Source organism: Streptomyces sp. RLB3-17, from assembly GCF_007113425.2.
GTDB classification, from domain to species: domain Bacteria; phylum Actinomycetota; class Actinomycetes; order Streptomycetales; family Streptomycetaceae; genus Streptomyces; species Streptomyces mirabilis_D.
The window spans coordinates 1,278,200-1,297,077 of record NZ_CP041610.2 but is presented as its reverse complement, the minus strand read 5'-3'; the positions used below and the strand labels follow the sequence as shown (position 1 = coordinate 1,297,077).

Sequence of the window (18,878 nt, the reverse complement as noted above, 5' to 3'; positions counted from 1 at the left end):
AGCCGCAGCAAACGCGAGGGCGCAATGTGCCGCTACACCGTCGCGGGCACGGTGCGTGCACAGAATCACCGACCGCGCCCTCTCGCCTCCGTCTGGGCGAGAACACGCGCCGCCCTTCCACTGGAGAAGTCGTCCAGGGTGGGGTCGTTGGCGAGGCGGGCCAGGTGGTGGGCGCCAGCTTTGCTGTCCACCTCGGCCAGTGCCCGCGCCGCCTCCACACGGAAGCTGTCGTTGAGGGTGGGGTCGTCGGCGAGGCGGGCCAGGTGGTGGGCGCCGGCTTTGCTGTCCACCTCGGCCAGTGCCCGCGCCGCCTCCACACGGAAGCTGTCGTTGAGGGTGGGGTCGTTGGCGAGGCGGGCCAGGTGGTGGGCGCCGGCTTTGCTGTCCACCTCGGCCAGTGCCCGCGCCGCCCGCACACGGAAGTCGTCGTTGAGGGTGGGGTCGTTGGCGAGGCGGGCCAGGTGGTGGGCGCCGGCTTTGCTGTCCACCTCGGCCAGTGCCCGCGCCGCCTCCAGATGGGAGCCGTCGTTGAGGGTGGGGTCGTTGGCGAGGCGGGCCAGGTGGTGGGCGCCGGCATTGCTGTCCACCTCCGCCAGTGCCCGCGCCGCCGTCACACGCGCGAGGCCGTCCAGGGCGGGGTTGTCAGCCAGCCGGGCCAGACACACGGCAGTGGGGCCTGGGGGCAAGTTGGTCTTCAGATAGACCTGGGTGGTGAGGAACCGATGGGTGCCTTCACCTCCGTGCTGCATTATCTCAACCACATATCGGGTGGTCTCGGCGGCGATGCGGCCGTGGAAGGCGCTGAGCCCGTCAAGGAGGAAGCCGAGGTAGGAGTCGGCGACTGCGGGCGGTGCTAGGCGGCCGTCGGAGCGAACGGTCGAGGACGCGATCAGGTCGTTGAGAAGCTGGGTGCAGGTCTGTTCGTTGCGGGTGGCGTGACGGGCCGCACGGTATTCGAGGAGCGTCTGGTGGAGGAAGTCGAAGTCATCCCCGTGTTGGGTCAGTATGCCGGTGGGCCGCATGAGGTCGCCAAGGAAGGCGTTCCACAGATGCTGCTCTACCTCCCGCGGCCGGTTGACCTGCAGGTGTGAGGCCAAGATGTCGACGGCCGCACCGCGTCTGCCATTGAGCCGTTCGTAGGCCAAGTGGTCGATCAACCCCCGCAGGTGCTGCCGTACCTGCTCGGCAGCGCTTTCCGCGGCGTCGCTTTCCTCGGGGATCTGGTGGCGGTCCTTCAGCCGGCGAATCGCCTGATCATGGGTGTTCTTGATGTTCTTGTGGGTGTTCTGTTCGTAGATCCACTTGACGAACTCCTGGTACGCGCCGGCACGGCCGGCAGGCAGGGGGCGCGTGGGATCGGTCAGGTAGAGCTGGCACAGCATGAGTGCCATCAGGGGGGTGCGGGCCAGGACCTCCAGGCCGGAGTGCGTCAGCCCGGCAATAAACGCTTCGGTGTGGCGCCTGGGATTGTCCAGGGACCGGAACCAGTGCGTGGCGTAGGTGTACAGGTCGTCGTGGGAGAACGGCTGCAGTTCATAATGCGCAACGCGGTCGCCGAGCTTGAGGAGTTCCTGTGCCGGCAAGGGGCGGGTCGCTACGACGAACCGGTACAGCCCTTCGCTGTTGGCGGAGACGTTGGCCAGCTTCGTCATCACGGCACTACGGGTGTCGGTGTCGGGGATCTCGTCGAGGCCGTCGACCAGCACTAGCCAGGACGCCCCGGTACGTGGAGGGCGGCGGAAGAATCCGGTGGGCAACTCGTCGAGCAGCCCGTCTTGCTGAAGGTCGGCGGTGACGGTGCGTGCGAGGGCTGCGGGGAGCGGGTCCGTGGTGGTGAGGGCAGCCGCTCTGAGGAGGATCGGGATCGTCTTCTCGGCCGTGTTGGAGAGCAGGGCCTCGGCGGTCTGAGCGAGGTGGGTGCGCAGCAGCGTGGATTTGCCGCCGCCGGGAGCGCCTAGGAGCAGACAGATGCTGTGGTCAGCACGGAAGACTTGGGCAGCGGGAACGGCGGCGGAAGCCTCGTTGCCCTGGGCGCGCGTGCGGGTGTGCTGGCGCACGTAGACGTCGGCCAGCGCGGGCAGTTTGAGGTCCTGGCGGGTGCTGCGATAAGGGTGCTGTCCGGCGGCGTCGCGTGCCGCCCGCAGGTATGCAGTGAGCAGCCGTGCGTTCTCCGGCGCGGGAGTCGGGGGGCGGGACCTCTTCGCATCCTCCCACCGAAGCCGCCACCCTTCCTCGGTGTAGTTCCAGGCTGCCTTCGCCTTGGCACCGACGGGGTCCTTGGGGGTGGTGGCTCCCTTCGGTGGAAGGCCCCCCGACCACTCCAGGAACACCCGGACCAAGGCCCACAGCACTAGGAAGTTCTTCGCCGGATTGCCCTTTTCGATCCAGTCGCTCACCGTGCTGGTCTTGAGCTTCGGTAGGCCGAGTGGCTCCAACTGTGCGTTTGCCTTCTCGATCGCGTCCGTACGGTTTTTGCCCTCGCGCTGAAGTGCCTTCCTTTCCAGCATCCGTAGTTCATCGCGCAGGACCCGTCGGCCGACTGGCAGCTGGATCGGCTCGCTCACCGGGCGCCCTCCCTCTTGTGACGCGTCCGGCGAGTCCGGCGGGCGGAGTGGTGGGCTCGGCCGTGACCTGGCTGTTCACTGCCACGATCCGGTCGGTCCGGCAACTCGTGACTGTCTTTTGCCGCTCCTGTCTCCTTTTGCTGTGCCGCTCGACAGACGGCGGCACGGACGGAGGGAATTCCATGGACATTACTGCCTGGGTCGTCTTGGTTCCGGTGGTCGCCATGCTGATCGCGGCTATCGCCGCCGTAGTGATCGTCGTGGTTGCGGTGCAGGACACCACCGCGTGCGCCCGCGCCGAGGTGTTGAAGGCAGTCGCCGAGGTGATCCGTGCGGTACGCGGCAGCCGCCGATGACGTCCGCCGCGAGGTGTCCTCCATCGCCACTGGCTGCCGCCCCATGCCCGAACATGATGCCGAAGTGTTTTGGTCGAGACCACAGAACTGTCAATCACGCCTGTTTGGCGGCTGATGACACGCTCGTTACAGCCGCCCGAGAAAGGCGAGCAGTTGCCAGCCAGGAAGGACGATACGGAGCACGGGCAGCACACGCGCAGAGAAGATCGAAAGAGACCCGGCGGAGATCGCCCCTGAACGTAGTCATTGTCACCGGGATCGCGGATTTGCGAATCTGCTGCTCACGGACTGCCTTCATTGCTAGCGGAGCCGCGGATCCTAGAACTCGGCAGTAGGCAGCAACGTTCAGATCAGCTGGGCCAGAACGGCGGCCATGGAGGAGTATGTGTCGTCAACACCGGAGGGGTTGTGGAGGCGGTGCCGCTCCAGCCGGATCGCCCCCAGATGCCGTGCCTCGTAGACAAGGGCCCGCCATGCATGGGCGGACGTGGCGGCGCGGGGCCCGTAGGTGTCCCAGAACGCCGTGCGCTCATCCGTCTTGGCGCTGGCCATACGGATGGTCCAGTCGGCAGCCGGATCGCCCCACAGGGTGCGGTCCAGGTCGAGGACACCGCTGATGACTGGCGTGGGTGCGGCCGCGAGCATCGTGTTGACGGTCCACAGATCGCCGGTGAGCAGCCGGGGTTCGGTGATCTCGTCCAGGACCTTGTGGTGTTCGGCGGCGAGGTCAGCGGCCTTGCGCACGTCCGCGGCGTCCAGCCCGACGCGGCTGACATCGTCCGCGATGGCGGTCAGGGAGGCCAGCACGGCCTCGCTCCACGTGGCGTAGCCGGGTCCGGCGACGGGCCCAAAGCGCGGGCCGGCTACGGCGTGGATGTTCCTCGTGATCGTGCCGAGCTGAGCGAAGAAGCCCTGCCAGAGAGTGCGGGGGTAGTCGCCGAGACGGTCGGGGGCGGGCGTGCCGTCGAGGTGGCTCTGCACCATCCAGTCCCGGCCGGTGATCTCCTGCGACCAGTCGGCGGCCAGGACCCGCGGAACGAGGTCGGCGATGGGAGCGAGGAAGGGGACGGTGGCGTACTCGTTGCGCATCAGCTCGTGCTCGCTGGCGAACTGCCGCTGCGGAGCGGGGGCGATACGCAGGATGACCGGCCCGTCGAGGCCTTCCGCCAAGAGCCGGTAGGTGTTGTTGTACATGCCTCCTCCCAGCTCGACCGCCGAGGTGATGCGGACACTGCGGCCGAAGGCACGCAGAGCGATCGCGTGGATGTCCTCGGCCGTGACGGACTGCTGGAAGGCTTCGGGGTCGCGGGGGACGGGGCGGAAGTCCATGACACTCCTTATACGGCCTTGTCCGGGGCCGGATCGGTCATCGCATGCTTGCTGTGCGCCAGATCGGCAGTGCTCCCGCGTCTTTCGTGCCGCGCGGATTCACAGGGGTGTGCCGTCGCAGTCGACGTAGCCGTCGGGGCCGAGGTGGGGTTCGACGCAGCCAGCGTGCGCCGCGTCAGGACCGTACGGGTCGTCGTCCGCGGCAGCGTGGCGGGCAAGGAAGGCGCCGGCGTGCGCAGCGGCCTCGGTCCGGTTTCCGTACGGTTCCTCGGCCTGACCGCTGGTGCCGTTGCCTCCTGTGGCCTTCCAGATGAACCCTCCCTCGTTGGGGAGTTGGATGATCTCGGCGAGACCCCCGCTGAGCCACAGCTCGAACGGTTCACCTTCGCCGCTGGTGTCGTCGGGTTTGCGCACGGCGCCGGGCCAGCGCAGTCTCGCTGCCTGCTTGGTGATCCCCCAGGCCGCCCCGAGCTGGGGATAGCTGGCTCCGGTGCCGCCAGCGGTGCGCGCCGCGCCGTCGGCAAGCCGCCGGGCGATGCCCTCGATCTCGTGAAGGGCGTACAGGTAAGCGAGTTGCCAGTCCGGCGAGAGAGCGATCCCGTCGGGGGCTTCCTGGCCGTCGGCGCGGTAGGCGGACTCCCGCGTGGAGATCGCACGGGCCAGATCGCGGGCGGCCTCCGCCACCTGGTCTTGGAGGTGCAGGACCTCGTCGTCGACGGGCTCTCGGTACGGGGGCTCCTGCAGTTTCATGACGTCACGCCAGAAGTCGTTCAGACCGGATTCCATAGCGACAAGAATACTTGTCGCAACAGTTGGTGACAAGTGGACTTGTCGCCAGTTGTGCCCCTCGCCACTGACTCATGGGGGGCCTCAGCGACACGGACGCCTTCGAGCACGACGTGTGCCGGGCCCTGACAGAGATCAGCCCGGCCAGCACGTTCGACGAGCTCGTCCGGACGGAAGCCATCGCCGCCACCCGTCCCTGACGTCCCTCCCGCCGGAACCGGGCCATGCACGCTGAGCTTCCCATGGAGTTCATCACCAAGGCGTCGAACGTCGTCGAGGACCCGGTCTCCTGATTCGAGAGTCCGCTGCCAGTACGATGTCCGCTCGCGCCCTCGTCGGGGGCTGGAACCAGCTGGCGAGGGATACATGTTCTGCACGTCCTGTGGCACTCCAGCCATACCGCAAGGGGTCTACTGCACCCGTTGCGGACAACCCCTGAAAGGGCCCACGGCCGTCTACGTCGAGGCTCCTCCACCTGCCTGGCGTATGTCTGCCGCAGCGCTGGGAATCGCGGCCGCTGTTTGCACACTCGCTGCATTGTTCCCGGTCTACGGGTACCAGGGGGCTGACGCTACTGCTCAGCGACTCAAGGACTCATCCTCAACCTGGATCCACCGGCTTGATGTCTGTGGACAGTTTCTCGGGGAACGAAGAAGTGCCTTGTGACCTGCGATGATGGGGTTTCTCTAGGACCACATCAGGCGCGATCAGCAAGGCACTTCCGAGATGCAATCTTCCCATGCCGCAGCGGCGGTCTCATCCGCGTTCGACGACCCGAACCTAATCGCGTACGGCGGCCTGGAGCCGGTGGTGCGGTTGGCCGAGCGGTGCGGTCTGCCCGCACTGGTCGGGGAGTACATCCGTCTGCCGGCCTCGAAGGACGGCACCGGTGCCTTCCCCGCGGCGAAAGTGATGTCGCTGGTGGGCGGCATGGTCGCGGGCGCCGACAGCATCGATGACATGCACCGGCTACGGCACGGCGCGATGGGCCGCCTGTTCTCCGGTGTGCGGGCCCCGTCCACGCTGGGGTCGTTTCTGCGTTCCTTCACGCACGGGCATGTGAAGCAATTGCACGCCGTGGCCCGCCGGTTCCTTCCCGAACTGGCCCGTCACGCCCCGCTGCTGCCCGGCGCGGACCAGGTCGCCTACGTGGACATCGATGACACCATCCGCCGCACCTACGGCTACGCCAAGCAGGGCACCGGTTACGGATACAGCAAGGTCAAGGGCCTGAACGCGCTGCTCGGCATCGTCTCCACACCCCTGGCCGCCCCGGTGATCGCCGCCACGAGGCTGCGCAAGGGACCATCGAACTCCGCGCGCGGGGCGGCAGCGTTCGTCGCCGAGACCATCCGCACCGCCCGCGCCTGCGGCGCGAATGGCCTGCTGGTGATGCGCGCGGACTCGGCGTTCTACGGCGCCGATGTCGTCAACTCCTGCCGGGCGCTGGGCGCGCGGTTCTCCATCACCGTGCGGATGAACGCTTCCGTCAAGGCCGCCATCGCCCGCATCGATGAGGACGCCTGGATGCCGATCAAGTACCCCAAGGCGGTCTGGGACGAGGAGGGCCAGTGCTGGATCTCCGACGCCGAGATAGCCGAGACCGGCTACACCGCCTTCACTTCCAAGCCGAAGAAGCAGCAGGTCACCGCCCGTCTGATCGTGCGCCGCGTCAAACGCCTGAGCACTGGCACCGTCCCCGCCGGACAGGGCACGCTGTTTGACACCTGGCGCTACCACGCCGCGTTCACCGACTCCCCGCTCTCCTTGAACGATGCCGAGCGTGATCACCGACGGCACGCTGTCGTCGAGCAGGTGATCGCGGATGTCAAGAACAGCGCCTTCGCCCACGCACCCTCCGGGCATTTCCAGGCCAATGCCGCGTGGCTCGCCCTGGCCGCCCTGGCGCACAACCTGACCCGCGCCGCTGGCGCACTGGCCGGCACGTTCCATGCCAGAGCGACCACCGCCACCATCCGTGACCACCTGATCAACGTGCCCGCCCGCCTGGCCCGCTCCGCCCGCCGCCTCACCCTGCACCTGCCCGAACGCTGGCCCTGGAGCACGGACTTCACCCAGCTCTTCAGCATCGTGCACGCGCCACCAGCCCCCTGACACTCCCCGACCGACCTGCCCGAAAGGGCCCGAGAACTGCGGAAAAGTGGAAAGGCTGGGCAGACCAGCGGCCGCCCCACGCCCGAATCCGCAACTCAGCCCCGACACGCCCTGCACGACCCCGAACCGATCACACCACAATCAAGCCGGTGGATCCGGGCTCAACTGTCGCCTTCAACGCCGTTTTCATTGGTTCCATCGTAATCGCGGCTCTCCTCGCCTTCCTTTCGCGCACGAGCAGGTTCGGTGCTGGCATGCTGGTCGGCGCCGGGTTGCTCACGGCTGCTCAGTTCATCTCGGACACCACCGACTTCTTGCGGAGCGGCACCGACGGCTCCGCCACGTACTACAGTCCGGGTCCGGGTTACTGGTGGGGAATCACCTCTTGCGCCCTGTGCCTGGCGAGCGCGGTTTTGGCTCTCATCGCTCTGCGACGCTGTGGTGCCCTGCGAATACGCGCCACCCGGGTCGGCATCTTCTGGGCGATTACTGGCATGGTCTTGGCTATCGGATGGTTGATCGGCACCTGGATGCCGTGGCAAAAGACCACGCTGACAAGCACAGTCGCCGACGCGACCAAGACCGTCACCCTCTCCGAGTGCTGTTCGCTCTCTGACATGCCCGGGCAGTTTCTCGCGGAAGCAGCCCTAGCTTTCGTTCTCTTGATCGCAGTGGCGTTGATCGGTGCCTGTATATCGAGTGCTGCCACCGCGTCCGGTGCCATCCTCGGCTCCGCCTTCTGCGCGGGAGCCAGCATCGTTCCGGGGCTCATGAACAAGGCTCCATCAATAGCCGATGTCGCAAGCGCTTGGGACACCGTCACGGAGGACCAACTTCGCCAAGCGCAAGCCGCGACAGCGCTGCATCATCTCCCTGGCCTGTGGTTGACAGCTGCGTCCGTGGTGGGCCTGATACTCCTAGCCACGGCCCGAGGGATGCATGGCATGGTCTCCGCTGCAGGGCCGGACTCGGTTGTTTATGCCGAACGCGAGTCGGCGGGCTCGCCAACCGCCGCTCAGGTCCTTCTCTCCCCGGAAAACTCTCCCAAGACAGGCCCTTGAGAACAGCCCTCGCCAGTCCGGCTGGATTTCGATGCCGGTCAGACCGCCAACATCCGTGAGACCCGCTGGTGGAACGTCAGCGAACTGCAGGCCACGCTGGGGGTCAACCGTCGTGCAGCGTGATCCGATAAGGATCGGTGCAGCTCAGCAGCAGTGTGAAGGACACTACCGCGCGCAACAGGTGTGGCGCTATCACCCGATCAGGTAGGGACGCGCCGTCTCATGGAGGCACGCATCGCGCGGACGGCTTGCCTCCCATCCAGCGTCCATGCCTTGTCCGTCGTAACGTGTGTATATGGACTTCAGCCGTGATCTGCGGGCGGGAGTGCTTTCCGGGTCGATCACCGTTTCATTCCGTCTCTGGCATCGGCCCCAGGTGAAGCCGGGTGGCCGTTACCAGGTTGGTGACGGACATATCGTGGTCGACTCGGTCGAGCAGGTCCCCTTCTCCGACATCAGCGAGGCCGATCTGCGCCGCACCGGAGATCCCGACCTCGAATCGCTACGTAGGCGTGCCGCCCAATCTGGCCCCATCCACGACGACACCCCCCTCTACCGCATCGGGTTCCACGCCGCCGAGTAGGCCAGTGATCTGCACAGCGTCGCCCCGTTCGCCGGTACACGCAATGAATCGGACCGAACGGACGCGTCTCGACTCGCAGGTCGCGTTCGGACTCCCGCATCTTCCGCAGGGCGCGTTGTCATCCCGTCCAGCTCGCGGCAAGCGGAAGCTGCGTGGAATCCGAGACGCGACAGTTCAGTCCCCGGCGAGCCCATCGGCCTGGCCGTTGGTCAGGAGTGTGTCGACCAGGACAGCATCTCGGTCTCCGGCGCATAGCTTTCGCCGTACAGCCGAACGTCAGTACGCCGACAGTAGCGTGCTGCTCGTCGGCAACCATATGACCTCGAAGCCCGACGGGTTGGGGACGTCGCTGTGGGAGGGCAACAACGGCGCAACGTTCGACCGGTGCCCGTGCCGCGGCAAGAGCCCGGTTGACGGTCTTCTCCGTGAGGGTGATTTCCCTGTTCCGGCGGCCCAGTTCGGGAGTCAAGCACCTGCTCCCAGATTCCCGTCCTGAGTGACGCTAATCGCCACAGGCGGGAAGCTCAATCAAGAGGGGGTTGGGAGAGAGAGGCTTTGAGTTGTCTGGTGGGCTCGTCAGCGAGAACTTCGGTCCGTCCCGCGGCGATCGCTTGCATGGTCTGCTCCGCAACGTCGGCGGCGGAGATCTTGGGTTCGTCGACCCGGGCACTGAGGTCGGTGTCGACGAAGCCCGCGTGGACACCCATCACCAGAATTCCCTGCTCGCGCAGGCCTTGGCGCAGGGAGTCGGTGAGTGACCACTGGGCTGCCTTGGAGGCTGCGTATCCGGGGAAGTCGGGCCGTCCGGTCCAGGAGGTCATGGAGAGCATGTTGACCAGGGCGCCGCCGCCATGGCGCCGCAGGACCGGAGCGAAGGCCCGGCAGACGGCCCAGGTACCGAAGAAGTTGACCTCCATGGCCTGGCGCGCACCGTCGAAGGGCCCTTCCAGGAGGCGGGTGTCGCCGCTCGAGGTTCCCGCGTTGTTGATGACGATCGTGACGTCGTCCGCGGTCGCTGCGGCTACGGCGACGTCCTCGGGGTCGGTGACGTCCAGACGCAGTGGGACGGCATCCTCACCGGTCACGGTTGCCGGGTCCCGGGCGCCGGCATAGACCTTGGCGGCGCCATGCTCGATCAGTGCGTGGACGAACGCGCGGCCGATACCGCGGTTGGCTCCCGTTACCAGGGCGACCGAACCCTCGATGTCCATAGTGTCTCCTTTGCCACCCGTGTGCCCTCGTCGGGCCGGCAGGTCGATCTGGGTGATTGCACGTCAGGACCGTCCTACGGCGCTCATCGCGAGGCATCTCCTCCGCGGTTGCGGCTGGACACGGGCCTAGCCGGGCAGTGCCCGCGTCCCTAGTCAGGATATGCGAGGGGCGCCCCTCGGGTTCAAGATGCGACCTGACATGCGGCGCCGTAGGCTCGACCCGTGCGCCGGTCCGAGGCGATGTCGGCGGTCGCCGCGGCCTCAGGCAAGAAGTCGGCCCATACGAGGCGGGGCCCTCTGAGCCCCCTACCTTTCGGCACACCATTCGGGCATGACGCGGCTGCGACGGACCACGCCTGATCCCCTGGTCTCGGTCAGACGACGAGGCGGTGGCGAGCCACTTGATCGGGGCGGCGGTCGCCCGTCCCGGCCGACCCGTGTGCTTGCCCGTGCGTCGCGAGCCGAGCCCCAGAAGCGACCGAAACGGAAGAGTTGATCGTCATGTCGACCAGCGACATCGCGCTGACCGCCCCGAACCAGTTCGTCGAGGGTGCCAACGGGGTCACGTACGCCTACCGGCGGTTCGGTACCGCCTCCGACGATGTGCTTCCGCTGGTGATGCTGCAGCACTTCCGCGGCAATCTGGACAACTGGGATCCGTTGCTGCTCGGCTCCCTCGCAGCCCATCGCGAGATCATCCCGGTCGACAACGCCGGTGTCGGTCTGTCGACCGGGACGGTGCCGTCCACCATCACGGGGATGGCCCGCGACGCCATCACCTTCATCGAGGCACTCGGGCTGTCCAGGATCGACCTGTTCGGGTTCTCCATCGGCGGGATGGTGGCCCAGGAACTCACTCTGATCCGTCCCCAGCTCGTCCGCCGGCTCGTGCTGGCCGGCACCGGGCCGCGCAGCGGTGTGCTGATGCACGGCTGGATCAACGACGTCCAGGCCCTCGCCAATGTTGCCGACAATCATCCCGAGGATCTGCTGTCCCTGTTCTTCGAAGTCTCCCCGACCAGCCAGCAAAAGGGCCGGGAGTTCTTGGAGCGGCGCGCCTCCCGCACCGAAGACCGGGACAAGCCCGCCGGTCTGCAGGCCCGCGACGCCCAGATGGACGCCATCACCGAATGGGGTATCCCCGACCCGTCCCAGCTGGACCGGCTGGCCGGGATCACCCAGCCGGTTCTGGTCGCCAACGGTGACAACGACATCATGATCCCGACACCGAACACCTGGCTGCTGGCCCAACACCTGCCCAACGCGCGCGTCAGGATCTACCCCGACTCCGGACACGGCTTCCTGTGGCAGTGGCCCGAGGAATTCGCCGCGCTGATCCATAGTTTCCTGTCGGGTGCCGGCGAAGAGAAGGCCCCATGATGGACATGACCGGCCGGGCACACGGGCAGCGGCGGGCATCGCATGTGGCGGCGACCGCCGGACTGCGGGCGCTGCTGTGGTCGACGGGGCACGGGCTGGTGCTGGCCACGCGGTGCAGCGCGGCGCTCCGGTCCCAGATCACGCGCGGTCTCACGGTGGAGATCTCCTCCGACGACGGTCCCGCGCGGCACTGGGACTTCGACGGACAGCGGCGCCGCGTCTCCACCTCGTCGGGCAGGGCCGCATCGCCCGACCTCGCGGTCCGCTTCACCAGCAGCTGTCACGCACTTCGTGACCTGCTCTCGCCGGACGCCATCGACGCGATCATGCGCGACCGCATTGACGGAACGGTCCGTGTCGAGGGCAATCATCTGCTTCTGATGTGGTTCCGTGGCCTGCTCCGGAAGGTGGTGCCCATCGGCGGGCCCGGCAATTCCCGACGGGCCCTCCCGGGCGCCTATGTGGCGCACGACCCGGCCGCGAACGGTGTCGAGACGATCATCATCGAGCCGGCTGTGCGACAGCTGGATCCGCAGTGGACGGGGGCCTGGAACGCAAGGGCCAGGCTGTGGATCGTACGCGGGACCAACGGGGAACCGCTGCGGGAGCCGTGATGAGCGCCCACGCCGTGACCCCCGAGACGGCAGCAGCCGCACCCGCGCTGAACGACCGTGCCCTGGGCTGGCTGCGCTACATCTGGGACAAGGCGACCACCCCGGACGACTGGAGCGACCAGGGCGAACCCCTGCCGTGGTGGGACCGTTACACCGCGCCGCCCATGTGCGCGTTCCCCCGGTTCGACGTCCACAACATGGCTTACGTCCTCCCGGTCATGCTGGAGGCGACCCCGGCATGGCGGGAGGTCTACACCCGCATCGCGGACGAACTCGTGCGCCGCTACACCTCGTTCTGGGGCGCGGTCGACTGGTGCACGCTGATCGGGCCCGATCCCGGTGCGGACCGCTATCCGCCCGCGTGGCAGGCATTCATCCCCGAACCGCTGCGCGGCCGCTACCCGGTACCGGGATGGACCGGAAACGGGATCGAACCATGGGGCCTGCAGCCCGACCCGTGCGGCGCCGACGGCAACGTCTTCTACCGGGGCTGGCTGAACCTGGTCCTCGGCATACGCCGCTACGTCTCCGCAGAGGCCACCGAGCACCGGCCGTTCGAGATCACCGGATACCAGAGCCGCCAGTTCACCTGGACCCACGCGCGGATCGCGGAATTCATCTCCGCCCAGTTCCGCAGCCGCCCCCAGGGCCCACACTGCGAGAACACCAAGATCTGGCCGTTCTGCGTCAGCGCCACCGGACTCGGGCTCAAGCTCTACGACTCGCAGCTCGGAACCACCCTGAGCGAGCCGGTCCCCCGCTGGTTCGACTACCTCCGCCGGCACTACATGAGCCTGACCCGCTCCGGCGAGCTGCGTACCTTCGCGCTCTACTACGACCCGATGGAGCAACGTCTCCACTCGCTGCCCGGTCCCTCCGTGGCCCACGGGGTGTTCCCCTGCCTGCTGTACATGTATCCGCAGGACCGCGAATTCTCCTTGTGGATTTACGAGTTGGCGATGCGGCGACTCGGCTGGTTCGACCCGGATCTCCCGCTGGGCAGGCTCCAGGCCGACCCCAACCACCTCAGCACAGCCCTGTGGATGGCACATGAGGTGCAGGACACCGCCACCGAGGACCGCATCCGGGACTACATCGAGAGCGAATACCAGCCCCGGTTCTTCGGCGAGGAGAACGACCGGTTCGGATTCTGGTTCGGCTACGACTCCACCTGGCCCCGCGGGCAGATCAACGCCATCCTGATGCTCGCCGAGAGCGGCGCCCCGGGAGCGTGGTGGCGGATCTTCAACGAACCCCTGCCCGCTTCGACGTCGGAACCGCGACTCAGGGACGTCGATTACCCCGGCATCGGCATCCGGCGCGCCCGGAACGACATGGTCCACCGCGTCCTCGACATCGAGACCACGGCTGCCACACCGTCCCGACGAGGAACACCCACCAGTTTTACGATCGATCGGCTGCCTGCCCCCGCCGGGGTTTCGGTCACCGTCGACAACCAGGACTCGGCCGGCTGGCATGTCACCGGTGCCGATTCGATCCAGCTCGACCTCGACATCGACGACCATCGCATCCGGGTCGCCTTCCCGGGCGGCAGCTCCCGGTGACACAGTCCCCGCACGAAAGGTGTCTCCATGACGTCCGCATCCGCATGGGCGGCTCCACTCGTCGAACTCCTGGACCTCGCGCACCCGCCGGTCGCGATCACCTTCGGCACACAGCCCGTCACCTCTCGCGACGGGAGTCTGCCCGCCCAGCCTGCGGGCTGCTGCTTCTGGGAACCCGCCCAGCGGCAGTCCCTCGACACGCGCGCCGCGGACCACGCCAACTGCAGCACCGGAAGCTATACACATGGCCTGGTCGACATGGCCGGCGCCGCGTCCGGGGCCGACACCGCCGCCCTGATCGACAGTGGCTGGATCACCCCGGCGGACCTCGGCCTTGTGGGACATCTGCCGTTCCGGCCGACGTCGATCCGCTACGAACCGCTCACGGCCGCGACCGGCCCGGATGTCGTACTCGTCCGCCTCTCGCCTGCCTCGCTCATGACGCTCCAGGGCGCGTGCCCGGACCTGCGGCTCTCCTCCAGGCCGCAATGCCAGATCGTTCCGCTGGCTTACAACGGCCAGATCGCGGTCAGTCCGGGATGCGCGGTCAGCCGCGCCCGTACCGGCCTTCCCGCACAGGAGTTGACCTGCGCGATGCCCGCCGCGAGCCTGCCCGCGGTCATCGACGGCCTGCAGCGGGCTGTCGCCGCCGACCGGGCGGTCGCCGGCTACGCCGTCGCCGACCGCCAGCGCTTCACCACCCTGGGCTGACCGTTTCAGCCTTGTCTGGCACGGTCAGCGCTGGGAGCCGAGTTGCCATACGTGTCGCGCAGGCCACGGGATTTGTTCCGGTTGCAGTGGCCCCGTATGAGTTCTTTACTAGTAAGTACAGATCGGGACGTACTGGCACATCTTTACGGCAAGGGCGATTTGGCGCCCGTGCGACCGGGATCGGTCCGGCTTATAGCCCGCCAGCTCGTTGCCGAGGATTCCACCGTGCACCTCACGGGCCGGACCGGGACCGAGCTGGATACTGCCGTGGAAACCGTCGGGAACGGGACGGTCGGCACCCAAAGCGATGGCTCGAACGAGGAAACGACAAAGCAAGGAGTCGTGGCCCATGCTTGCCATTCATCTCACTCGGTTCGGGGAGCCGGAGAAGAACCTGAAGGTAGTGGACGTGCCCGAGCTCCCGCCTCCCGCCGCCGGACAGTCGCTGGTCCAGGTCGAGTACGCCCCGCTCGACCACCACGACCTTCTCCTGGCGCAAGGTATCTACCCCGTACGCCCCGAGCTGCCGACGGCTATCGGAAACGAGGGTGTGGGGTCGGTCGTATCCGTGGGGCCCGGCGTCACGGAGGTCAGCCCCGGTGAGAGGGTTCTGCTTCCCTTCGGCGTCTTTTCCTGGTCCGAGCGGGTCGTGGCCGAGGCAGCGGACCTGACCGTTGTGGACAAGTCCATCAGTCTTGAACAGGCGGCGATGCTCACCATCAATCCCGTCACCGCGGGGCTCCTGGTCGGCCTGCGTGACCTTCCGGCCGGATCCTGGGTGGCGCAGAACGCGGCCAACAGCGGGGTAGGCCGGTCCGTCATCGTGTTCGCCAAGGAACGAGGGCTGCGCACGATCAACATCGTGCGCCGCGCGGAACTCGTGAGCGAACTCCGTGACCTCGGGGCCGACATCGTGGTGGTCGACTCCGCGGACGCCGGCGCGCGCGTGCGGGAAGCCATCGGCTCCGATCCGGTGCTCCTCGGCTTCGACGGTGTCAGCGGTACGGCGACCGCACTGCTGCTGGACGTACTGACCGACGGGGCCCTGCTGGCGATCTACGGGTACATGAGCGGCCAAGCGTTCACGCCCGATCCCGACGTGCTGGCGACGAAGAACATCACCACGACGGAATTCTGGATGTACCAGGACGAATTTCTTCCCCGGCTTCCGGCGTTGAACGCGGAGTCCGCGCAGCTGGTCTCCGAGGGAAAACTCGTCCTGCCCTCCGCGCCCGTCTACAAGGCGGCGGACTTTCCCGAGGCGCTCGCGTACTTCCGGGAGAACGGCAAGGTCCTCCTGGACTTCAACCCGCACCGCGCATAGGCGCCGCCGAAGCCGGGACCATCCCGGCAGGAAGCGGCCGGAGCCGATCACACAGCCGCTGCCGGAACGCCGGCACGGCCCCCGACACACGATCAAGGAGGGGCAGCATGGCCGCACAGAGCACCATCGGAATTCTCGGCGCGGGAGAGATCGGGCAGGCCGTCGCCGACAAGGCCGTCCGGCACGGACATGAGGTACTCATCGGCAACAGCCGGGGCCCGGAAACGCTCAAGGCAGTCGTGGAGCAGCTGGGACCGAAGGCCCACGCCGTGACAGCCGAGGAGGCGGCGCAGCCCGACCTCGTCTTCCTCGCGGTGCCGTTCTCCGCAGTGCCCGACCTGACCGGCCTCACCGCCTGGTCCGGGAAGATCGTCGTGGATACGACGAATCAGTTCGCCGCGGCCAACCCCTGGCGGGGCCGGTACGACGTCGGGGACCTCACGGGCAGCGAGTGGGTCGCCGAGCGCCTTCCCGGAGCTCGGATCGTGAAGGCGTTCAACACCCTGTTCGCCGCGTTCATCGCCGCGGACCCCCAGCACGAGGACGGCCGTCAGGTGGTCTTCTACGCGGGCGATGACGCCGACGCGAAGGCGGCCATGGCCGGCTTGCTCGGCGAATTCGGATTCGCCGCCCTGGACCTCGGCGGCCTGCGGGAGGGAGGCCGGCTGATGCAGCTGGACGGAGCACTCAGCGCGAAGCACCTGCTGCTCCAGGACGTCGGTTGATGCCCCGGCCAAAACCCATACACACCAGCGCAAAGAAGGAGAATCATGAACCGTCGTGTCGTCTGGACCCGTAGCGGGGCGCCCGCCGACGTCCTGACCGTCATCGAGGAGCCCGAACCGGAAGCGCCTGCGCACGGTCAGGTCCTCATCCGCACCACGGCCTTCCCGGTCCACCCCGGTGATCTCCTACGCCTCGATGCCTTCCCCGCGACTGCAGCAGAGCCGGTACCGATCGGCGTGGAAGCGACCGGCGTGGTGGAGGCCATCGGCCCGGACACGCGCGTAGCACCGGGCGTCGTAGTCGGCGGCCGTGTAACGGTCTTTCCCCTGGGGGGATGGGCACAGTGGATCCTGGCGGACGCCGGGATCGTCGTCCCCGTACCTGACGAGCTGTCGGACGAGGTCGCCGCGCAGATGCTGACGAATCCGCTCACCGCGGTGATGCTGCGCCGTGAGGCGGAGGAGCACCCGTCCTTGGGATACGACGGCTATCTGGTGCAGGCCGCCGCCGGCTCGTCGGTCGGACGGCTGGTAACGGGCGTGATGCAGTACCACAATGTGGGCCTGGTCAACGTCGTCCGCAGTGACCGCGGTGCCGCCGAGCTGCGTGAGCGGTTCCCGGACGTCCCGGTCGTGGTGACAGAGCATCCGGGCTGGGCCGACGAGGCCCGCAAGGCAGCCGATGGCCGCCCGATCAGTGTGGCCTTCGACCCTGTCGGCGGACAGCTGACGGAAAGCCTTCTCGACCTGTTGGCGCCGGGCGGCAGGCTGGTCATTTACGGGGAACTCGCCGAGGAGCCGATCTCGGTGCATGCGTCGACGCTGCTGCACCAAGCGCTGACGGTGCGGGGCGCGACCCTCGGCCGGTGGCTGGTGGAGGCATCCGCCGAGAGGCGGGCATCAGACGTCGTCGCCGCGACGCTGATCGCGCTGGAGTTCAAGGACAGGTTCGACGTGGCCGCCACGTACGGCCTTGACGAGCTGGCCACCGCCGTGACGCACGCGGTGCGGCCCGGCAAGGTCGGCACCGTCCTCATCCGCCCCTAGTAGCCGCTGCTACCACGGGCGGAAGTCCTGGTGGTCGGTGAAGCCGAGGGATCCGACGAAGCCGTGTAAGTGCAGTTATGGAAGCGAGGCAGCCATGAACGTGGACGACGTCCGGGAGCTGGCGCTCTCTTTCGCCGGAGTCAGCGAGTCGCGTCCGTTCGCCCCGGACCGCGTGGTGTTCAAGACAGCGGCGAACAACAAGGTGTTCGCCATCCTCAGTGGCCACGAGTTCCCGGACGACCAGGTGACAGTCAAGGCCGATCCGGAGCGGGTCGCCGAGTTGCGGAACCGCTTCGAGTCCGTGCACCCGGCGTACAAACTGAACAAGCGACACTGGGTCAACATTTCGCTGGCCGGCGATGTCCCGGAAGAACTGATCCGGGAACTGATAGGGGACAGCCACGACCTGGTCGCACCCTGAGCCCCGCGCTTCCAGGACCACCGGCCACTGGATGCCAGAGACCTCCCCCGACAGGCAGGTATCCGGCGTCGCCGCCGCGAAGATGATCGCGATGGCAGCCACGGACCAGTTCGACTAAATGGTGCATCTCGGCCAGTTTCCGCAGCCCGTGCCCGGAGCGCTCGGCCGGCAGGTTCAGTCCGGCGTCCAACGGATACAGATGCGACGCGCTGATCGCCCGGTAGGCCATCCGCGCGACGGTCACCGTCCCGAACAGTGTGAACAGCAACCGGGTGTGTCCGGGCTCGACGTTACGCCGCGTCACCTGGTCGGCGCCGACGACTTCTGTCTCGGCTCGCGTATGCACCGCAGGTCCATGTGGCCCTGCAGCAGTTGTCGCATCACCTCCCGGCCGTCAGCGTTCAGCCGGCGGGGCGCGTGCTGAGTTGCCGGACGGTGAACTCCAGCGGCTCCACCGAGCGGCGGGCCCGGGCCAGGATGACCGCGCCCTCGACGGCGTACATGAGCAGCGTCGCGCGCGAGGCGGCCTCGGCGGGCTCCAGTCCGACCTTGGCAAAGAGCGCGGTCAGTGCCTCGACGGTGGCGTCGAAGGCGGCGTTGGCACGCTCGAGGATGCCGGCGTCGTGCCCGCCGGTCACGGCCCCGGTGGTGGCGCAGCCGGCCCGGAAGTCGGTGCTTTCGACGACGCGCCGCCAGATGGCGATGTACCCGGCGACCACGTCGTCGGGCTGACGGGGGTCGATGGCGGCGATCTGGTCCTGCATCCAGGCCCGGGAGTGGTCGATGGCCGCCTCGATCAGCTCGGTGCGCCCGCCGGGGAAGTGGTGGTACACCGACCCGCGCGGTGCCCCCGTGCGGGCCAGGACTTCCCGGGTGGCCATGCCCTCCAGGCCCCGCTCGGCAATCAGTAGCCACGCCGCCTCGATCATCGCCTCACGCACGCTCTTCGACACGCCCGCCATTTTCCCTGATTCCTTGTCCGGCACGCCATCAACCCCAATGACTATGCTATGTTGCATAGCATAGTAAGGATGATCGGATCCTGGGCCCCTCGCACATCCGGAGGTAAAGCCTCCATCGAATCCA

General features: G+C 67.4%; 18 protein-coding genes and 1 pseudogene. 13 read left to right on the top strand and 6 right to left on the bottom strand.

Annotation, left to right across the window (positions count from 1 at the left end; all coding sequences use genetic code 11):
- Positions 1-65: 65 nt before the first annotated feature.
- Complete coding sequence (locus FNV62_RS06150) at positions 66-2,564, bottom strand: NACHT domain-containing protein (protein WP_143614218.1); 2,499 nt, start codon at positions 2,562-2,564, stop codon at positions 66-68.
- Between the two features lie 62 nt (positions 2,565-2,626).
- Here FNV62_RS06150 and FNV62_RS06145 point away from each other — a divergent pair, with 62 nt between their 5' ends.
- Complete coding sequence (locus FNV62_RS06145; protein ID WP_143600248.1) at positions 2,627-2,920, top strand: hypothetical protein; 294 nt, start codon at positions 2,627-2,629, stop codon at positions 2,918-2,920.
- Positions 2,921-3,265: 345 nt separating this feature from the next.
- On the opposite strand, the gene FNV62_RS06140 is transcribed toward FNV62_RS06145, so the two are convergent.
- Positions 3,266-4,249, bottom strand: a complete 984-nt coding sequence (locus FNV62_RS06140; protein ID WP_143607126.1) for a phosphotransferase family protein — start codon at positions 4,247-4,249, stop codon at positions 3,266-3,268.
- A 99-nt stretch (positions 4,250-4,348) separates the two neighbouring features.
- Entirely contained in the window at positions 4,349-5,035 is a 687-nt protein-coding gene (locus FNV62_RS06135; protein WP_143600240.1) for a hypothetical protein, read from the bottom strand.
- 74 nt (positions 5,036-5,109) lie between these two features.
- On the opposite strand from FNV62_RS06135, the gene FNV62_RS57000 reads away from it, so the two are divergent.
- The 4 genes from FNV62_RS57000 (at position 5,110) to FNV62_RS06120 (ending at position 8,794) form a co-directional block, all read left to right on the top strand.
- The gene (locus FNV62_RS57000) at positions 5,110-5,235 is read left to right on the top strand and encodes a hypothetical protein (RefSeq protein ID WP_263985282.1); all 126 of its coding nucleotides are present in this window, start codon (positions 5,110-5,112) and stop codon (positions 5,233-5,235) included.
- 526 nt (positions 5,236-5,761) lie between these two features.
- Positions 5,762-7,150, top strand: a complete 1,389-nt coding sequence (locus tag FNV62_RS06130; protein WP_144314448.1) for an IS1380 family transposase — start codon at positions 5,762-5,764, stop codon at positions 7,148-7,150.
- A gap of 149 nt (positions 7,151-7,299) precedes the next feature.
- Complete coding sequence (locus tag FNV62_RS06125) at positions 7,300-8,211, top strand: hypothetical protein (protein WP_144314794.1); 912 nt, start codon at positions 7,300-7,302, stop codon at positions 8,209-8,211.
- Positions 8,212-8,506: 295 nt separating this feature from the next.
- Complete coding sequence (locus FNV62_RS06120) at positions 8,507-8,794, top strand: hypothetical protein (RefSeq protein WP_143600238.1); 288 nt, start codon at positions 8,507-8,509, stop codon at positions 8,792-8,794.
- Positions 8,795-9,167: 373 nt separating this feature from the next.
- Here FNV62_RS06120 and FNV62_RS55400 read toward each other — a convergent pair.
- Positions 9,168-9,263: pseudogene (locus tag FNV62_RS55400) on the bottom strand (IS5/IS1182 family transposase); the annotation flags it as partial.
- A gap of 55 nt (positions 9,264-9,318) precedes the next feature.
- Positions 9,319-10,005 carry an SDR family oxidoreductase gene (locus tag FNV62_RS06115; protein WP_143600237.1) on the bottom strand — a complete coding sequence of 229 codons (687 nt, stop codon included), beginning with the start codon at positions 10,003-10,005 and terminating at the stop codon, positions 9,319-9,321.
- A gap of 501 nt (positions 10,006-10,506) precedes the next feature.
- Here FNV62_RS06115 and FNV62_RS06110 point away from each other — a divergent pair.
- The 8 genes from FNV62_RS06110 to FNV62_RS06075 all read left to right on the top strand — a co-directional run bounded on the left by FNV62_RS06110 (position 10,507) and on the right by FNV62_RS06075 (position 17,792).
- Positions 10,507-11,385, top strand: coding sequence for an alpha/beta fold hydrolase (locus FNV62_RS06110; protein WP_143600236.1), 879 nt, complete (start codon positions 10,507-10,509; stop codon positions 11,383-11,385).
- Positions 11,382-11,999, top strand: coding sequence for a hypothetical protein (locus FNV62_RS06105; RefSeq protein WP_143600235.1), 618 nt, complete (start codon positions 11,382-11,384; stop codon positions 11,997-11,999). Before FNV62_RS06110 ends, FNV62_RS06105 begins: the two co-directional genes overlap by 4 nt.
- Positions 11,999-13,564 carry a hypothetical protein gene (locus FNV62_RS06100; RefSeq protein WP_144314793.1) on the top strand — a complete coding sequence of 522 codons (1,566 nt, stop codon included), beginning with the start codon at positions 11,999-12,001 and terminating at the stop codon, positions 13,562-13,564. Before FNV62_RS06105 ends, FNV62_RS06100 begins: the two co-directional genes overlap by 1 nt.
- A gap of 27 nt (positions 13,565-13,591) precedes the next feature.
- On the top strand, positions 13,592-14,275 hold the full coding sequence (locus tag FNV62_RS06095; protein WP_143600233.1) for a DUF169 domain-containing protein: 684 nt from the start codon (positions 13,592-13,594) through the stop codon (positions 14,273-14,275).
- Positions 14,276-14,624: 349 nt separating this feature from the next.
- Positions 14,625-15,599, top strand: coding sequence for a zinc-dependent alcohol dehydrogenase family protein (locus FNV62_RS06090; protein WP_164331595.1), 975 nt, complete (start codon positions 14,625-14,627; stop codon positions 15,597-15,599).
- A complete protein-coding gene (locus FNV62_RS06085) occupies positions 15,596-16,324 on the top strand; it encodes an NADPH-dependent F420 reductase (protein ID WP_318658498.1) in 729 nt (242 codons plus the stop codon). The genes FNV62_RS06090 and FNV62_RS06085 overlap by 4 nt, the downstream gene beginning before the upstream one ends.
- Before the next feature lie 45 nt (positions 16,325-16,369).
- Positions 16,370-17,371, top strand: coding sequence for a zinc-binding dehydrogenase (locus tag FNV62_RS06080; protein ID WP_143614208.1), 1,002 nt, complete (start codon positions 16,370-16,372; stop codon positions 17,369-17,371).
- A 94-nt stretch (positions 17,372-17,465) separates the two neighbouring features.
- On the top strand, positions 17,466-17,792 hold the full coding sequence (locus FNV62_RS06075; RefSeq protein WP_143607124.1) for an MmcQ/YjbR family DNA-binding protein: 327 nt from the start codon (positions 17,466-17,468) through the stop codon (positions 17,790-17,792).
- A 401-nt stretch (positions 17,793-18,193) separates the two neighbouring features.
- On the opposite strand, the gene FNV62_RS56995 is transcribed toward FNV62_RS06075, so the two are convergent.
- Positions 18,194-18,745: a TetR/AcrR family transcriptional regulator gene (locus FNV62_RS56995; protein ID WP_164657609.1), complete on the bottom strand. Its 552-nt coding sequence runs from the start codon at positions 18,743-18,745 to the stop codon at positions 18,194-18,196.
- Positions 18,746-18,878 lie beyond the last annotated feature (133 nt).

What these genes read in the sequence shown, in the direction of transcription:
- FNV62_RS06140 (WP_143607126.1), bottom strand. Translation starts at nt 4,249, where the DNA reads ATGGACTTCCGCCCCGTCCCCCGCGACCCCGAAGCCTTCCAGCAGTCC.
- FNV62_RS06090 (WP_164331595.1), top strand. Translation starts at nt 14,625, where the DNA reads ATGCTTGCCATTCATCTCACTCGGTTCGGGGAGCCGGAGAAGAACCTG.
- FNV62_RS06100 (WP_144314793.1), top strand. Translation starts at nt 11,999, where the DNA reads ATGAGCGCCCACGCCGTGACCCCCGAGACGGCAGCAGCCGCACCCGCG.
- FNV62_RS06120 (WP_143600238.1), top strand. Translation starts at nt 8,507, where the DNA reads ATGGACTTCAGCCGTGATCTGCGGGCGGGAGTGCTTTCCGGGTCGATC.
- FNV62_RS06105 (WP_143600235.1), top strand. Translation starts at nt 11,382, where the DNA reads ATGATGGACATGACCGGCCGGGCACACGGGCAGCGGCGGGCATCGCAT.
- FNV62_RS06110 (WP_143600236.1), top strand. Translation starts at nt 10,507, where the DNA reads ATGTCGACCAGCGACATCGCGCTGACCGCCCCGAACCAGTTCGTCGAG.
- FNV62_RS06095 (WP_143600233.1), top strand. Translation starts at nt 13,592, where the DNA reads ATGACGTCCGCATCCGCATGGGCGGCTCCACTCGTCGAACTCCTGGAC.
- FNV62_RS06130 (WP_144314448.1), top strand. Translation starts at nt 5,762, where the DNA reads ATGCAATCTTCCCATGCCGCAGCGGCGGTCTCATCCGCGTTCGACGAC.
- FNV62_RS57000 (WP_263985282.1), top strand. Translation starts at nt 5,110, where the DNA reads ATGGGGGGCCTCAGCGACACGGACGCCTTCGAGCACGACGTGTGCCGG.
- FNV62_RS06135 (WP_143600240.1), bottom strand. Translation starts at nt 5,035, where the DNA reads ATGGAATCCGGTCTGAACGACTTCTGGCGTGACGTCATGAAACTGCAG.
- FNV62_RS06080 (WP_143614208.1), top strand. Translation starts at nt 16,370, where the DNA reads ATGAACCGTCGTGTCGTCTGGACCCGTAGCGGGGCGCCCGCCGACGTC.
- FNV62_RS06115 (WP_143600237.1), bottom strand. Translation starts at nt 10,005, where the DNA reads ATGGACATCGAGGGTTCGGTCGCCCTGGTAACGGGAGCCAACCGCGGT.
- FNV62_RS06075 (WP_143607124.1), top strand. Translation starts at nt 17,466, where the DNA reads ATGAACGTGGACGACGTCCGGGAGCTGGCGCTCTCTTTCGCCGGAGTC.